Below are 16,376 nucleotides of genomic sequence, written 5' to 3'. Positions count from 1 at the left end.
CGAACGCGGCGTCGCCGACGCGCTCCATCGACAGCTTCTCGGGGTGGTACGACAGGCGGGGGCCGTCGGTGTCGAGGATCGTGTAGTCCTCGCCGCGGCGCAGGCGCAGCGTGACGGAGCCGGTGATGGTCGAACCCACCCACTTCTGGATCGACTCGCGCAGCATGAGCGACTGCGGCTCGAGCCAGCGGCCCTCGTACATGAGGCGGCCCAGGCGCCGGCCCTGCTCGTGGTAGGTCGCGAGGGTGTCCTCGTTGAGGATGCCGTTGACGAGGCGCTCGTACGCCGTGAACAGCAGGGCCATGCCGGGCGCCTCGTAGATGCCGCGCGACTTCGCCTCGATGATGCGATTCTCGATCTGGTCGCTCATGCCGAGGCCGTGGCGGCCGCCGATGCGGTTCGCCTCGAAGACGAGCTCGACCGGGTCGGTGAACTCGACGCCGTTGAGGGCGACGGGGCGGCCGGCCTCGAACGTGACGGTGACGTCCTCGGTCTCGATCTCGACCGACGGGTCCCAGAAGCGCACGCCCATGATGGGCTCGACGGTCTCGAGCGAGACGTCCAGGTGCTCCAGGGTCTTCGCCTCGTGCGTGGCACCCCAGATGTTCGCGTCGGTGGAGTAGGCCTTCTCAGCCGAGTCACGGTACGGGAAGCCGTGCTCGACGAGCCACTCGCTCATCTCTTTGCGGCCACCCAGCTGCGTGACGAAGTCGGCGTCGAGCCACGGCTTGTAGATGCGCAGCGCCGGGTTGGCGAGCAGGCCGTAGCGGTAGAACCGCTCGATGTCGTTGCCCTTGTAGGTGGAGCCGTCGCCCCAGATGTCGACGCCGTCCTCTTTCATGGCGCGCACGAGCAGCGTGCCGGTGACGGCGCGGCCGATGGGCGTCGTGTTGAAGTAGGTGCGGCCGCCCGAGCGGATGTGGAACGCGCCGCAGGCGAGGGCGCCGAAGCCCTCCTCGACGAGCGCGGGCTTGCAGTCCACGAGCCGCGACAGCTCGGCACCGTACTCGAGCGCCCGGTTCGGGATCGCGTCGATGTCGTCCTCGTCCGGCTGGCCCAGGTCGCCGGTGTACGTGCAGGGGATCGCGCCCTTGTCGCGCATCCACGCGACGGCCACGGAGGTGTCAAGGCCCCCCGAGAAGGCGATGCCGACGCGCTCGCCGACGGGCAGGGACTGGAGGACCTTCGACATAGTCCCCCAGCTTACCGAGGGGCGAGTGGATGCCGTGGGCCGAGGCATCCGGTCGGTCACAGCAATCACTCCTTTCACTCGCGAAGCCTAGAAATGGCCTGTGAACAGGTCCTAGGCTGAGGCCCGTTACGTGCGGAATCGGGGGGTCGACGAGTATGGGACGCCGGAGAGGCTTCATCGCAGGGCTGACAGCGGTGGTGCTGGCGGCGGCCACCGTCTTCGTCGGAGCAGCACCCGCGGCCTTCGCCGTGGCGGCGTTCTCGATCCAGAAATCCGTCGTGGAGCCGGGACCGTTCAGCCCCGGCGACACGGTCACCTACCAGATCGTGGTCAACTGCTCGTCGACGAACGACGCCGGATGCTTCAACACGGTGCTCACCGACACCCTGCCTGAACCGCTCGAGCTGAACCCGTCCAACCCTGACCCCGTGACCGTCGTGCTCACCGCTCCCGGCGGTGCCGACCCCGGTGTGTTCGACCTTCAGGTCGACCCGGCGACGAACAGCTTCACGGTCGAGCCGGGCAACGACCTCACGGCGGATCCGGTGCTCTGGCCGGCCGGCAACAGCATGACGATCACCGTCAATGCGATCGTCAGCCCGGATGCGCCGGGCACGTGGGACGGCCAGACGGTGACCAACACCGCCACCGTGGCCGCCGACAACGCGACCACGGCGAACGGCACGGCCGACGTCACGCTCTCGGTGGACACGACGCTGCTGCCCGGTATCGACAAGTCCGTCACGCCGACGACCACGATTCCCGCCGTGCCCGGCCAGCCCGTGGACTGGACCGTGACACCCGGGAACGGATCGAACCAGAACGTCGACACGATCGTCGTCCAGGACCCGATCGAGCCGCCCGCCGACTACGGCTACCTCGACGTGACGGGATACGACGTCACCGCTCCACCCGGGACGACCGGCACCACGACCGAGTACTACGTCGACGGCGACTGGACCACGGTCGCGCCCGATCCGATCAGCGAGTCCGGTGGCATCCGCGTCACCTTCGCCGGGACGTTCGCGCCCGGTGCGACAGGCAACGTCGTCGTGCACACCGTCACGAACGACACCGTGACGACCATTCCCGACCAGACGGACGTTACCGTCACGAACGACGCGTCGTCCACCGTCACCAAGGGCACGGACACCAGCGACCCCGTCACCGACGACGCGAGCATCACGATCGCCCAGCGCGATCCCGACGTCTCGGTCGAGAAGACGTTCGGCGACGACACCCTCGTGAGCGGCCAGAGCACGACGGCGAACATCACGGCCACCGTCGGCCAGCAGAACGTCCAGACGCTCACCATCACCGAGCCCTCGGCAGGGACCTCCACGTTCACCGAGCAGGGCCTGACCTTCGACGGCTTCGCAGACGGCGTCGCATGGCCGATCGCGGCGACCGCCGCCGAGATCACCTACACCTACAGCGACTGCGCCGACAGCACGGCGTCGACGACAACGATCGACACGCTTCCCGATCCCACCGCGGGCTGCACCGTCGAAGGCTTCACCGTGGTGTTCTCCGCGGACGGCGACGACATCGTGTCGGGCGCCTACGCGACGCTGCCCCTCGATGTCACGGCGATCTCGACCGACACCGCCGTGTCGAGCACGAACGCCGTCGACACCCAGGTCGAGAACAGCAACGGCCAGACCGGTCAGGACGACGCCGAGGCGCCGTTCACGATCGACCCGCTGCTGCTGGACACGACGGTGACCAAGGCCATCAGCCCCGACACGATCTGGGGCGTGCCCGGCACCTCGGCCAACGTGACGCTCACCGGCAACGTCACGCCCGAGTCCAACACCGGCTCCGACAGGCTTGTCATCTCGGACCCGCAGTTCCCCGGTGTCCAGACCGAGTTCTGGGACAGCTTCACCGCCACCGAGATCAACAACACCGACATTCCCGAGTGCACGACACTCACCGTCCGGTACTGGCCGAAGTCCACCAACGGCGACTGGACCGACCTGCCCGGCGCGACCGGCATCGCGGGCCCGCAGGAGCTGTGGTCCTACCAGATCCCGGCGGATCTGCAGGACGACATCGGCGGCATCCAGCTGGAGTACGACCCCACCGACGCGGCAGGGTGCCCCGGCCAGCTGCAGCCCGGATTCACGGTGGCGACCAACATCGCCGTCGAGCTGACGGACGAGCAGGACGAACCCGTCACGTTCACCAACTTCGCCGAATCGCTCGTCGACAACCCCGACGCGGGCGGCGAGCACACCGACGACACGTCCGACACGATCGACGTCAACCCGATCGACGGCGGCGAAGGCGCGGACTTCCTGGACAAGACATGGCTGCAGGACACCGTGCCCGCCATGTCGGGTGAGACCCGCACCGCGCGCCCTGCTGTGGTCGACGGACGGGCTCAACATCAGCCAGATGACGCTCACCGACATCTCCGAGACGGCAGACCCGGCCGACACCGCGGCCTCGGTGTACGACGCGTGGGACCTCGTGCGCATCGACCCGATCACGACCGCGACCGATCCGCTCATCTCCGACGCCGTGATCACCGAGGTGTCGCTCTACTCCGACGACGCCGACGACTGGGTCGACATCACCGCCCAGGCGTGCGCGAGCGGCTGCGACGGCCAGTTCGGCGGATACACCCTGACGGACGAGCAGGCATCCGACACCCTGTCGGTGCGCGTCGTGCTCACTGAACGCGTGGCGGGCGCCGGCATCGGCAACTCGTACGAGCGCCGGCCGTTCGACCTCGACTTCCAGGTGCGCGACACCCTGCGCAGCAACCCCGGGCAGTACGTGCTCGGCAACTTCCACACCTACACCTACAACACGGACGAACCGGGCCTGGTCGACAACACCGCCAGTGCGCACGGCGTCAACACCACCACGGGCGTCGACAGCACGGACGTCGCCGACGACACGATCCTCATCGTCGACCAGCCGATCAACGCCGACATCACCAAGACGTTCGATCAGGATGCGCTCGGCCTGCCCGACCCGACCCTCGGCGTCGATCCGGCCGACTACCCGCTGATCAGCGCGACCATCGTGGCGACGAACCTCTCGGCGGCCCGCGTGACCGGCATGGTGATCGATGATCCGACCGATGGCGAAGCCCTGCCCGACACCGTGTTCGACTCGCTCAACCTGTACGACATCGACGCGATCCAGGTGCCCCAGGGCATCACCACCGACGAGGTGGCGGTCACGCTGACCGTGGGCGGCGGCCCGGTCGCGTACACGTACGACGAGGCGCTGGCCCTCGGACCGGACGACCTGATCGCGGCGACCGGCATCGAGGTCGCCTTCCGCTCTGCGGACGGCAGCGCCGTGATCCCCTCGCAGGCGCAGGGCGGGGTGACCCTCACGTGGCAGCTGCGCGAGACGCTCCGGTCGGACGAGAGCCCCGTCACGGTCACCCCCGCAGGGGAGTCTCTGGTCAACGACACGCACGTCCAGCTCGAGAGCCCCGTCCTCGTCGAGTGCGCCGACAACCAGTGCGGCACCGGCGCCGACGACGCGAACGACAGCTTCGTGATCGTGGCCGCGAACTACGCGATCACGACGACCAAGTCGATCACGCCTGAATCGGTCTACGAGGACCAGTCCAACAGCTACGTCACCCAGCTCGGCGGCCGGCCCAACGGCACGGCCCGCACGACGTTCTTCAGCCTGACCGACACGACGCCCACGTTCTGGAACACCATGGACTACCTCGGGGCGCAGATCAACGTCCCCGCGCCGGTCAACCAGGTCGCGATGGACGTGCTGGTCGATGACGACGCCGGCAGCGACGTCGAGTACACCGTCAACGGAGGCGTGCTCGAGGCCACGTGCAACGGCGCACCGATCACCGACACCTCGCCCTGCTGGGTCGACGGCGAGTGGGAGGATGCGCCCGCCGGCGGCATCCACAGCTTCACGCTGCCCGCGGGCGTCCCCGCGGAGACGGTGGTCGGCGTGCGTTTCCGCGCGCAGGAGGTCGACGGCGACGGGAACGTGCTGCAGTGGGAGCGTCCCTACAACCCGCAGCTGACGTTCTCGATGACCACAGAACGCCGCGACTACCTGCGCAGCGACCCGACGGTGCTGGTCGGCACGACCCGGCCGGATCTGCAGCCGAACCCGGGCGAGACCGACCTCGGCGTGATCAGCGACGACGTGCAGTCCTACAGCACCGCCCAGTTCGGCGCCCAGACGTTCGAACAGTCGGGCTCCGCCGCCGACACCACCATCGTGCTGCACCGGCCCAACTCGGTGAAGGTCACCAAGACCCGCGGCACTGCGGCTCTCATCGGGCAGACCGCGACCATCCCGTACGTGATCACCGCGACCAACACCGGCCAGTGGAACATGACCGGGTTCACGATCGTCGACCAGGTGGCGACCGACGCGAACGGCTCGCTGCTGGTCGAGCCCACTCCACCCGCCTACACCTTCGAGTTGAGCGGCAGCGGGGGCCAGACGGGCGACCCGGGTTTCTCGGCATCCCTCGATCCGGCGACAGGGCTGCTCACGATCACTCCGCCGGACGGCTTCGTCTTCAATGCGGGATCCATCCTCACCGTGCACGCCCCGCTGAAGTTCCGCAGCGACGTGACCCCCGACACGATCGTCACCAACGAGGTGACGGTGAGCTCGGACCGCCTGTTCGAGACGTGCGAGGGCACCACGACCGACCTCGTGCCCAAGCCGGTCGAGAACACTCCACCCGGCGTGCCCGACTGCTCGGCCGACACGTCGATCGCTCCGCTCGCGATCGCCACCATCGCCTCCAAGAAGTACGTGAAGGGCACCGAGGCCGGTGACCCCAACGTCGCGGGAGACGACGACCTCGGCGTGCTCAACGTCGACGGCGATGCCGCCGGATGCGACCCGAGTGTGCCGGGGGTGACGAACAACGGGTTCTACTCCTACCCCTGCACCCCGATCACGCGTCCGGGCGGTCTCGAGACGTGGCGCGTGGACTTCACCAACACCGGGAACACCAGCGCGCGTGTCGTCGCGTCCCTCGACACCCTTCCGACGGTCGGCGATCAGGGCGTCATCGTCGAGGGTGACCGCGACTCTCAGTTCCCGGTCACGCTCATCGGCAATCTGACGGCGAACTTCGGCGAGCTCACCTCCGGTGAAGCCGGCGCCAGCTACGGCATCTACCTTTCGAAGGTCCAGCTGAGCCAGTCCTGCAACACCAACGCGATCAAGGTCTGGACCGAGGGTGAGACGCCCGATCCGAGCTGCCCCTTCGACTGGCAGCTCGTGGATGCATCGACGACGCAGGCCGACCGGGAGGCGGCGCGCAGCATCCTGCTGGCCCTGCAGTACGGAGCGGGCGACGGTGAAGGCCCCGCGCCCGGCCTGGAGCCCGGCGAGACGCTGACGATGACGTACGACACGCAGACGCCGTACATCCTGCCGGCCAACTCCGCCGTGCCGGACGGACTGCCGGTCGCGTGGAACTCGTTCGCGACGGCATCCCGCTCCGCTGCGACCGTGACGCAGCCGGAGCGCGCCTCTCTCGTCGTCGAGCCGCAGAAGGTCGGCGTCGCCGGCGCGACCGGTCAGCTCGAGATGCAGAAGGAGGTCACCGCGCCCGACTTCGCGGTGCCGATCGACCTGCCCGACAGCTATCCGCTGCTGGTGACCTGCTTCTCGGGCGACGAGCAGAGCACGCTGCTGCATGCCGACGGCTCCGACGCGAGCCGGCCGTCGGTGCCCGCCGACGGCACGGTGTTCGTCTACGACAGCGCCACCGGCCCGGTGAACCTGCCGCTGTTCTCGGACTGCTCGGTCATCGAAGACCCGGTGACGCCGGGCGTCGAGTGGAGCGTCGATCCCGAGTCGGTGATCGCGGATCGCGACTACAGCGAGGACCCGCGGGTGTGGGATCCGTACTCGGGCGACACCGCGAGCACGCTCTTCCAGATCTCGAACGAGTACTTCGCCGGCGGCTTCACGGTTGAGAAGTCCGTCGACAACGGCGGGGCAGTGGATCAGGACGGCGGCGACATCGTCTACGACCGGACCTACTCGTTCACCGCGAGCTGCATCTACCTCGAGCAGGAGACGATCCCCGAGGCCGACCGCACCTTCACGCTCGCGGACGGCGAGTCGAAGACGTTCGACAGCATCCCCGCCGGCGCCGAGTGCACCGTGACCGAGACGGACTCCGGTGGTGCCGCGAGCACCGACATCACCCTCACCGAGGGCGATGCCGATCCGGTGACCGTGGACGAGGCATCCTTCACGATCCTCCCGTACGCCGACGGAACAACCACCGCCCTGACGACCGTCGCGTTCGAGAACGTCTACACGGTGGGCTCGGTGTCGGTTGTGAAGACGATCGTCGATCCCGGCGGGTGGGCGACCGCCCCGTTCACGGTCGAGATGACCTGCACACTCGAGGGCGCGACCCCCGACCCGGTGTTCCAGGACACGCACACGCTGACGCCGCCCGACGACCTGACCTGGACGGTCGATGACCTGCCGACCGGCGCGTCGTGCACCGTGACCGAGCCCGACACGGGCGGCGCGAACGACTCGACGCCCAGCGTGACCGTGACGGTCGGCGACGACCCCGAGGTGCCGGTCGAGGCCGACATCACGAACACCTTCACGGTCGGCGCGCTCGAGGTGCAGAAGGAGCTCGACGGCACCCCGGCGAACGCGCTCGACCCGGCGACCACCGATACCTACACCGTGAGCCTGGCGTGCACGCGCGAGGTCAACGGCGAGACGGTCGACGTGACGATCCCCGGCGGCGCGACCCGCACGATCACGGGTGCGGGCACGGCGCTCTATCAAGGCCTGCCCACGGGCGCCGAGTGCACCGTGACCGAGACCGATCAGGGCTTCGCGACGGGCACGCCGGTGATCACCCCCACCCCCGTGACGGTCGGCGAGGGCGATACACCGGTCGTCGTGACGGTGACCAACGTGTTCGAGAACGGCTTGATCTCGGTCGAGAAGACCGTGGACGCCCCCGAGGGCTTCCCGGTGCCGGAGTCGTTCACCGCCACCGTTTCGTGCACCTGGCAGGGCGCCGACGTGCCGCTCGCGGACGGCGGCGTCGTGACGATCGTCCCGGGTGAGGATCCGGTCGTGATCCCCGACGTGCCGGTCGGCTCCATCTGCACCGTCGCGGAGGACGACGCGGGCCAGACCGGCACCACGGTATCGCCGGAGTCGATCACGGTCACGGATGCCGACCAGACGTTCGGGTTCGAGGTGGAGAACACGTATGAGTGGGCCTCGCTCCAGGTCGGCAAGCTCGTCGAGTCCGAGAGCCCGAACGTTCCGACGCAGTTCGAGTTCCACGTCGTCTGCACGTACCAGGGTGCGACCGTCGTCGATGAGACCTTCACGCTGGATGCGGGAGAGACCGAGACGATCACCGAGATTCCCGCACGGTCCGAGTGCACCGTGACCGAGACGGACGACCGTGAGGCCGACAGCACGATCACCGAGGCGGATGTGCCGGGCGCCGAGGGCGATCTCGCCCCGGTCATCGATCAGGACACCCGCACGGTGGTCATCCCCGAGCTGCAGCCCGACAGCACCGCGGTGGTGAACACCGTGACCTACACGAACCTGTATGACGCGACCGCCATGGTGCTCGTGAAGGAGTTCGAGGGTGCAGGCGCCGACCAGTTCGGCCTCGACCAGACGTTCACCTTCACCGTCACCTGCACGTTCGCGGGCGAGACCGTGCTCGACACGCAGGTGGAGCTGAACGCCGAGAACGGCTTCACCACGTCGATCCACCAGGTCGTTCCCGGTTCGGTCTGCACGGTGGTGGAGGACGACCTCAACGGCGCCGACGCCGTCGTCATCACCCCGAACGACGGCGAGGACACCTCCATCGGCACCGGGACGGTCCCCGAACAGGGCGGCCTCGTCACGGTGACCGCCACGAACTGGTACCTCACCGGCTCACTCGAGGTGACCAAGACGTTCGCGGGCGACGGCGCCGAGAAGTTCGGCACCTCCGCCTACGAGTTGAGCCTCACCTGTGTGCGCGACGGAGAGATCGTCGACATCCCCGAGGGCCGCATCCGCGTCGTGAGCGCCGATTCGCCCACCGCGCTGTGGGAGAACCTGCCGACCGGCGCGGAGTGCCGTCTCATCGAGGTGGATGCCGGCGGCGCGAACTCGACCGAGATCCTCGACGCCGACGGCAACGTGGTCGCGGGCGACGGTGAGGGCTACACGTTCACGGTCGAGACCGACCCGACGATCCTGAGCGTGGACGATCAGCCGCAGCCGTCGTTGACGGTGCAGAACACGTTCAACCTCGCGCAGGTGTCTGTGACCAAGACCGTCGACAACGGCGGCGCCATCGACATCAACGGCGATCCCGTCGAGTACGGTCCGTTCGAGGTGCAGCTCGCCTGCATCTGGGACGAGCAGCAGGTCACTGCGGCCGAGCCCATGACGCAGACGATCGCCGACGGCGAGACCTTCACGTGGACGGAGCTGCCCGAGGGCGCCGAATGCACCATCACCGAGACCGACACCATGGATGCGCTTGCCACGACGGTGACGATCACCGAGGGCGGCACGACCGGCGATCCGGTCGCCGGACCTGTCGCCGAGCTTCAACCGCTGCCGAACGTGGACGCCGAGGATCAGACGTCGGTGGCGCTGTTCAACCAGTACGGCGATCCGCCGATCACCGTGAGGAAGGTCGTCGACGGCGGGGCGGCCGCCGACTTCGCGGGCCGCTCGTTCAGCTTCGCGGTGCGGTGCGTGCTCATCGACGCGTCGCATCCCGCACCGGGTCTGCTGCTGCGTGACGCGACGTACCAGGTCGGCGGTCCGATCGGTCCGCTCGTGACGACCCTGCCCACGGGTGCGCAGTGCTCGATCACCGAGGTCGACACGGGCGGCGCCGATCAGACGACGATCACGATCGACGGCGTCCCGCTGACCGGCACCACCACCGTCGCGGTCATCGGCACGGTCGCCATGGACATCGTCGTCACGAACACGTTCAACCCGCCGTTGCCGGCAACCGGCCTGGACGGCCGTGCGACGGTGCTCGCGCTGTTGGCCGGGTTCGCCGTCCTGGCCGGGGGCGTGGCGCTCATACTGGTCGCCCGCCGCCGCCGCCGTCAGCTGAGCTGAGCTGAGCCGCACGACAGAGAGGGGACGGGATGCCGAGCCACCGGCATCCCGTCCCCTCGCGGTCGCTCAAGGCGGCACTGCTCAGACCGGCAGGGCGCCGCGGGCAGCCGGCGAGCCGTGGCGGGTCGCGCGGCGGTCGCGGTAGCGCCCGATGATGATGATCATCGTGCCGATCGCCAGGAACGCCGCCATGATCGCGCCGATGTAGACGAATGCCGCGCTGTACCCGCCCGCACCGTGCGGGTCGAGGAAGGGGTACGGGTACCACCACGGCGTCGTCCCGTCGGGGTTCGCGACGCGCTCGCCGCGGACCATCGTGTAGCCCGTCCAGGCCAGCGGGTAGCCGACGAACACGGCGAGCGACCACCACGGCAGTCCGCGACGTCGCGGGGCCAGCAGCAGGTCGAGGATGAAGTACAGCGGCAGCGCGACATGCAGCACCTCGACCGCGTACTGGTCGAGCATCGCGATGCCCGCCGTGTCGCCGAGCGCGACGGGCGAGGGGAGGTCGCGCAGCAGCGCGTTGTAGACGACCCCCAGCAGCAGCACCGGTCCGGTGACCGCTCCCATGGCGAGCGCGATGCCGAGCGGCTCGCGCGTGGAACCCGGGTGCCGCATCGTCCATGACGCGGCCGCGACCAGGGTGCCGATGCTCAGGAGCGTCGACACGATCGTGAAGAGGCTGAAGTAGTTGGCGAGCACGTCGCCCAGCCCCTGGCCCTGCCGTGCGGCGCGATCGACGTTCACGATGAAGCCGGCGACGACTCCCGAGAACCCGGCGATCGCGGCCGCGATCCGAAACCATGCCCAGTACATGACACCACCCCCAGATATGCGGCGACCCGCGGAGTGCGAGTCGGTGTTCACGAGGTCGAGGGTGCTCTCGGCAATACGCGGTGATGCGAAAAGTTGGCACGCGACGGATCGGAAAGCGCGCGTCGGATGCCGCACCTTGTGTGTGATCTACAACGTGTCGGCCGTTTGGGGGACAGATGCCACAACCGCTCGATCGGCGGTGCGACGACCCCACCAGACGACGAAGGAACCGACGGCGATGATGGCGATGGCGATGCCGACGACGTAGAGGATGACCGACGGCCACCCGCCCGGGTTGTTCGGGTTCATGAACGGATACGGGTACCAGAACGGGTCGCCGCTGACCGGGTTGATCACGAGCGGACCGCGCACCATCGTGTACACGACCCACACGATCGGGAACGCCACGATCGTCCAGAGCGATCGCCACGACAGCGCGCGGCGCAGCGGCGCGAAGAGCACGTCCGCGAGGAGGAAGAGCGGGCCCACGAGGTGCAGCACCTCGTTCGACCACCACACCGGCTCGCTGCCCTGGGGAAGCTCGATGCCCCGCAGCAGGGTGTTGTAGACGATGCCGGTGATGATCATGTACGTGCTGACGGACGCCAGCGCGACGGCGAGACCGGCCGGTTCGACGTCGGCGCGGCGGCCGCGTGTCCAGAACCACACCGCAGCCCACAGCAGCACCACGGCCGCCGCCGCGTTGGAGAGGATCGTGAAGAAGCTGAAGAAGTTCGCGACCGTCGTGGCGACGTCGCGTCCGAGCTCGATCGACGTCCCGACCGACTTCACGAGTTGCGCGACGATCGCCGCCACCGTCAGTGCGGCCATGGCCGCCCGCGCGATCGTCCAGCCCTGTGCCCACCCCGGCGTACGCGTCATGGCCACACGATATCGGCCGGTCACGGGTCCCTTGGATAGGATGGGGTGTAACCGTCCAATAAACGGGGGAGTAGCCCATGCCAGGCATCGTGATCGTCGGAGTCCAGTGGGGGGACGAGGGCAAGGGCAAGGCCACCGACCTCCTCGGTGAGCGCACCGACTGGGTGGTCAAGTTCAACGGCGGCAACAACGCCGGTCACACGGTCGTGATCGGCGACGAGAAGTACGCCCTGCACCTGCTGCCCTCGGGCATCCTGTCTCCGGGCGTCAACCCCGTGATCGGCAACGGCGTCGTCGTCGACCTGGAGGTGCTCTTCGCAGAGCTCGAGGCGCTGAAGTCCCGCGGTGTCGACACGTCGCGTCTGAAGGTGAGCGCCAACGCGCACATCATCACGCAGTACCACCGGACGCTCGACAAGGTCACCGAGCGGTTCCTCGGCAAGCGCATGATCGGCACGACCGGCCGGGGCATCGGTCCCGCGTACGCCGACAAGATCAACCGCGTCGGCATCCGCGTGCAGGACCTGTTCGACGAGAACATCCTGCGTCAGAAGGTCGAGGGCGCCCTCGACCAGAAGAACCACCTGCTGGTCAAGGTCTTCAACCGCCGCGCCATCACGTGCGACGAGATCGTCGACGACCTGCTGTCGTACGCCGACCGGCTGCGGCCCATGGTCGACGACACCGCGCTGCTGCTGAACCAGGCGCTCGACGCCGGCGACGTCGTGGTGTTCGAAGGCGGCCAGGCGACGATGCTCGACGTCGACCACGGCACCTACCCGTTCGTGACGTCCTCGTCGGCGACGGCGGGCGGCGCGGCGACCGGCTCAGGCGTCGGACCCAACCGGCTGGACCGCATCGTGGGCATCGTGAAGGCGTACACGACGCGCGTCGGCTCGGGCCCGTTCCCGACCGAGCTGTTCGACGAGAGTGGCGACTTCCTCCGCTCGCGCGGCTTCGAGTTCGGCACCACGACCGGGCGTCCGCGCCGCGTGGGCTGGTACGACGCGCCCATCACCCGGTACGCCACGCGCATCAACGGCATCACAGACCTCGTGCTCACCAAGCTCGACATCCTCACGGGGCTCGACGAGATCCCGGTGTGCGTCGCCTACGACGTCGACGGCACCCGTTTCGAAGAGGTGCCGGTGAACCAGTCCGACTTCCACCACGCGAAGCCGATCTTCGAGTACTTCCCGGGCTGGAAGGATGACATCTCGGGGGCCCGCACCTTCGACGACCTCCCGGTCCAGGCGCAGGAGTACGTCCTCGCGCTCGAGGCGATGAGCGGCACCCGCATCTCGGTGATCGGCGTGGGCCCCGCCCGCGACGCCGTGATCGTCCGCCACGACCTCGTCGACTGACGCCGCAGAGGCGCGACCGCGCGGGCCGGTCGCGTCCGTTCGCCAGAACAGGTGTTCTGGCGAGGACAGGACGGTTTCGGTCCAGAACGCCCTGCATGTGCCGAAACACCTGTTTTGGAGAAGGGGACACCATGAAGTTCTGGCTGGGCGGGTACACCGCCGACATGGGCGGCAATGCGACCGGGATCGGGATGCTGCTCGCCGGCGCCGCCGATGACGCCTCGGCCGGTGGCCCGCTGGCGTACACGGGCGACGTGGCCGCGGCCGACTCCCCCTCGTGGCTCGCACCGCACCCCGGGTCGCCGAGCCTGTCGAGAGGCGACGTGGTGTACGCGGCGCTGGAGGACCGGCAGCAGGTGCAGGCCTTCCGCCGCACGGGCGAGACCACCTTCGCGCCGCTCGGCGACCCCGTCGCCGCCGGCGAGGCCGTGTGCCACGTGGCCGTCGCGCCCGACGGCGGTTCTCTGATCGCGAGCTGCTGGGGCGATGGCCGGGTGGTCCGGATGTCGCTGGATGCCGCGGGCCGGCCTTCCTCGCCGGTCCTGGCGCCGGCGGCCGTGGACCCCTACGGTCCGGAAGCGCCGGCCGCCGAGGCGGGTGACCTCGACCTGGCCGCCGCCGCACGCGCCCTGCGCGAGGCCGCCGGCGACGAGTACGCGCACCTGGTGCCCGACCACGACCGCCCCGACGCCGAGCCCGCCGCGGCCGAGGACGCGGCATCCGCTCGTCCCTCTCGCGCGCACGAGGCGGTGTTCCTGCCCGGCGGTCTGGTCGCGACGACCGATCTCGGGTACGACGTGGTGCGCTTCTGGCGTGCCGGCCAGAGCGGGCTGCGCCCGCTGCAGCAGGTGACGCTGCCGAAGGGCAGCGGGCCGCGGCACATGGTGTGGCATCCGAGCGGGCATCTGTACGTCGTGACCGAGCTGTCGTGCGAGCTGTTCGTGCTCGCGCCTGCAGCCCCTTCGAGAGGCTCGGGGCCCGAGGTGTGGCACGTGGTGGGCGGTTCGCCGCTCGGCGCGGGCACGCTGCCGGGTGACAGCACCGCCGAGCTCGCCGCCTCGCGCGACGGCGAGTTCCTGTACGCCGGAGTGCGCGGCAGCAACACGATCGCGACCCTGCGGGTGCGCGGCGCGGGCGAGTCGGTCGCGCCGGTCGCGCTGGTGGATGCCGGAGTGGATTGGCCGCGCCATCATGTCGTCGTGCGCGACACGCTGCTGGTGGCCGGTCAGTTCTCGGACGAGGTCGCCTCGCTGACGCTGGACCTGCGGACCGGCGTGCCCGGTCGCGTGCGTCACCGCACCCCGGTGCCGTCGCCGACCTGCCTGCTGCCCGTCCTCTGATCCACAGCCGGTCGGGCCGGTGCGCCGGCCCTTGTTAGCCTGGTCGACGGACGAAAGGCGGCGATGAGCGCGAACACGACGCTGAGCGGTGCAGCGCGCAACCGCCTGTTCGCGTTCAACGGGACGGCGTGGATCGCCGGCCTCATCCTCATCGCCGTCATCTCGGTCTTCCTGATCTCGGACGCCGTCGGCGAGACCGCCTCATCGGGCGACGACTATTACGGCGAGCCGTGGATGAACCCCGATCCGCCGATCGCCACGGATGAGGGCGACGGCGTCTTCAACGGAGCGGACGGCGCGAAGATCGAGCTCCACGGCCTCGACCCCTCACAGCCGCTGCTGATCACCGAGGTCGACGACACGTACGTCAGCGGCGTGTGGGTGACCGGCCCGGACGGCGAGATCCTCACCCCCGGCGAGTACGGCGATGCTCCCTCGTTCGACGCGTACAGCCTGTCGGGCGAGCAGTGGGTCCTGGTGCCGCAGGCCGACGTCGCGCTGTGGGTGGACGGCTTCAGCGACGAGCGGTTCCGGCTGAAGATCACCACGCCCGCGCTCGAGAAGCGCACGGGCGTGGTCAGCGGGGTCGGCGGCAGCACCTTCTTCGTGGACGAGGGCGTCACGACGGCGCGCGTGAGCATGCGCGGCGAGGGCTACATGTACGTCACGGCGGTCACCGTCTCGGGTCAGGAGGAGGTGTTCTCGTCGAACGACGCCACCGACAAGTCGATCGCGTGGGCCGACAGCGACATCGCGCTATTCGTGGTCGACGCATCCGACGGCACCGCCTGGACCATCGACTTCCCCACGCCGGCGGCCGCACCGACGCCGACCCCCACGGCGAGCGAAGGGAGCGGGGAGTGAACGGCTTCCGGAGGATCCGCCTGTTCTCGGCGGCGGCGTGGGCGGTGGGCACCGTGGTGGTCGTGGCTCTGGCGTTCCTCACCTTCCCCTCGATGGCGATCAACCCCCGCACCGGCGAACTGCTCGTCGGTGAGGACGCCGACGGGGAGGACTACGACTACCCCTGGGACACCGCCGGCGCACCCGAGCTCGAGATCGTCGACGGAGTCGTGCACGGCACCCGGGCGGGCGGATACCTGCGCCTGCCCGGAGGGTCACCGCTGCTGACGCTCACCCCGGCGACGGGGAACGATCAGGACGAATGGGTGCGCGTCTACCAGCAGAAGGGCACCGAGCTCGACACCGAGGCGAGCAACTGGGAGTGGCCCGGTTACCTCGGCGCCCTGTACCCCGACAGCGACGTCGTCATCCTCCCCGGCAGCGAGGACGGCCTGCTGTGGTTCGGGGAGTCGCTCGGCGACTGGACGGCCACGGTCACCTACCCCGAGGCGACGCCGATGACCGACTCGGCCTCCGGCAAGGGCAACGCACTGCTGCTGTACGAGGGAGATGCGCTCAGCGGTCGGTTCCAGCACACCGGCACCGGCATCTTCCTGGTCGGCGCCGTCACCGTGGGCGACTGGAACAGCCTCGTCAACGAGGTGGACGAGGTCGACGCGCGCGCCTCATGGGAGCCGACCGACCGGGTCGTGTTCCAGGTCGAGTCCGACACCGGCGACGGAAGCTGGACCATCACGCTCGACACCCCGGCCGGGACCGCCCCCGATCCTGCGCCGACGCCGGCACCGTGACCTCCGGCATCCT

9 protein-coding genes are annotated in these 16,376 nt (G+C 69.1%); 6 read left to right on the top strand and 3 right to left on the bottom strand.

Annotated features, from left to right (window positions below; translation table 11 throughout):
* The coding region (gene argG / locus FB391_RS14960; protein ID WP_141895654.1) for an argininosuccinate synthase at nucleotides 1-1,192 on the bottom strand (1,192 nt) is incomplete at its 3' end.
* 155 nt (nucleotides 1,193-1,347) lie between these two features.
* Here argG and FB391_RS19980 point away from each other — a divergent pair.
* Both FB391_RS19980 and FB391_RS20160 read left to right on the top strand, forming a co-directional pair.
* A complete protein-coding gene (locus FB391_RS19980; protein ID WP_141895652.1) occupies nucleotides 1,348-3,876 on the top strand; it encodes a COG1361 family protein in 2,529 nt (842 codons plus the stop codon).
* Between the two features lie 388 nt (nucleotides 3,877-4,264).
* Nucleotides 4,265-10,306, top strand: coding sequence for a DUF5979 domain-containing protein (locus tag FB391_RS20160; RefSeq protein WP_342778206.1), 6,042 nt, complete (start codon nucleotides 4,265-4,267; stop codon nucleotides 10,304-10,306).
* Between the two features lie 81 nt (nucleotides 10,307-10,387).
* Here FB391_RS20160 and FB391_RS14945 read toward each other — a convergent pair whose 3' ends face one another.
* The gene (locus FB391_RS14945) at nucleotides 10,388-11,122 is read right to left on the bottom strand and encodes a Pr6Pr family membrane protein (protein ID WP_141895650.1); all 735 of its coding nucleotides are present in this window, start codon (nucleotides 11,120-11,122) and stop codon (nucleotides 10,388-10,390) included.
* A 147-nt stretch (nucleotides 11,123-11,269) separates the two neighbouring features.
* Nucleotides 11,270-12,004, bottom strand: coding sequence for a Pr6Pr family membrane protein (locus tag FB391_RS14940; RefSeq protein ID WP_246093537.1), 735 nt, complete (start codon nucleotides 12,002-12,004; stop codon nucleotides 11,270-11,272).
* Nucleotides 12,005-12,081: 77 nt separating this feature from the next.
* Here FB391_RS14940 and FB391_RS14935 point away from each other — a divergent pair, with 77 nt between their 5' ends.
* The 4 genes from FB391_RS14935 (at nucleotide 12,082) to FB391_RS14920 (ending at nucleotide 16,363) form a co-directional block, all read left to right on the top strand.
* Nucleotides 12,082-13,368 carry an adenylosuccinate synthase gene (locus tag FB391_RS14935; protein ID WP_141895647.1) on the top strand — a complete coding sequence of 429 codons (1,287 nt, stop codon included), beginning with the start codon at nucleotides 12,082-12,084 and terminating at the stop codon, nucleotides 13,366-13,368.
* Nucleotides 13,369-13,499: 131 nt separating this feature from the next.
* The gene (locus FB391_RS14930) at nucleotides 13,500-14,708 is read left to right on the top strand and encodes a lactonase family protein (RefSeq protein WP_141895645.1); all 1,209 of its coding nucleotides are present in this window, start codon (nucleotides 13,500-13,502) and stop codon (nucleotides 14,706-14,708) included.
* Nucleotides 14,709-14,771: 63 nt separating this feature from the next.
* Nucleotides 14,772-15,572: a hypothetical protein gene (locus FB391_RS14925; RefSeq protein WP_141895643.1), complete on the top strand. Its 801-nt coding sequence runs from the start codon at nucleotides 14,772-14,774 to the stop codon at nucleotides 15,570-15,572.
* Nucleotides 15,569-16,363, top strand: coding sequence for a hypothetical protein (locus tag FB391_RS14920; protein WP_141895641.1), 795 nt, complete (start codon nucleotides 15,569-15,571; stop codon nucleotides 16,361-16,363). Before FB391_RS14925 ends, FB391_RS14920 begins: the two co-directional genes overlap by 4 nt.
* The last annotated feature ends 13 nt before the right edge of the window (nucleotides 16,364-16,376 follow it).

Source organism: Microbacterium kyungheense (genome assembly GCF_006783905.1).
Lineage (GTDB): Bacteria > Actinomycetota > Actinomycetes > Actinomycetales > Microbacteriaceae > Microbacterium > Microbacterium kyungheense.
This window is presented reverse-complemented; position numbering and strand designations above follow the sequence as displayed.

Excerpts from the sequence above, each read along its gene's own strand:
- FB391_RS14930 (WP_141895645.1), top strand. The coding sequence starts at position 13,500 with ATGAAGTTCTGGCTGGGCGGGTACACCGCCGACATGGGCGGCAATGCG.
- FB391_RS14925 (WP_141895643.1), top strand. The coding sequence starts at position 14,772 with ATGAGCGCGAACACGACGCTGAGCGGTGCAGCGCGCAACCGCCTGTTC.
- FB391_RS14945 (WP_141895650.1), bottom strand. The coding sequence starts at position 11,122 with ATGTACTGGGCATGGTTTCGGATCGCGGCCGCGATCGCCGGGTTCTCG.
- FB391_RS20160 (WP_342778206.1), top strand. The coding sequence starts at position 4,265 with ATGGTGATCGATGATCCGACCGATGGCGAAGCCCTGCCCGACACCGTG.
- FB391_RS19980 (WP_141895652.1), top strand. The coding sequence starts at position 1,348 with ATGGGACGCCGGAGAGGCTTCATCGCAGGGCTGACAGCGGTGGTGCTG.
- FB391_RS14935 (WP_141895647.1), top strand. The coding sequence starts at position 12,082 with ATGCCAGGCATCGTGATCGTCGGAGTCCAGTGGGGGGACGAGGGCAAG.
- FB391_RS14940 (WP_246093537.1), bottom strand. The coding sequence starts at position 12,004 with ATGACGCGTACGCCGGGGTGGGCACAGGGCTGGACGATCGCGCGGGCG.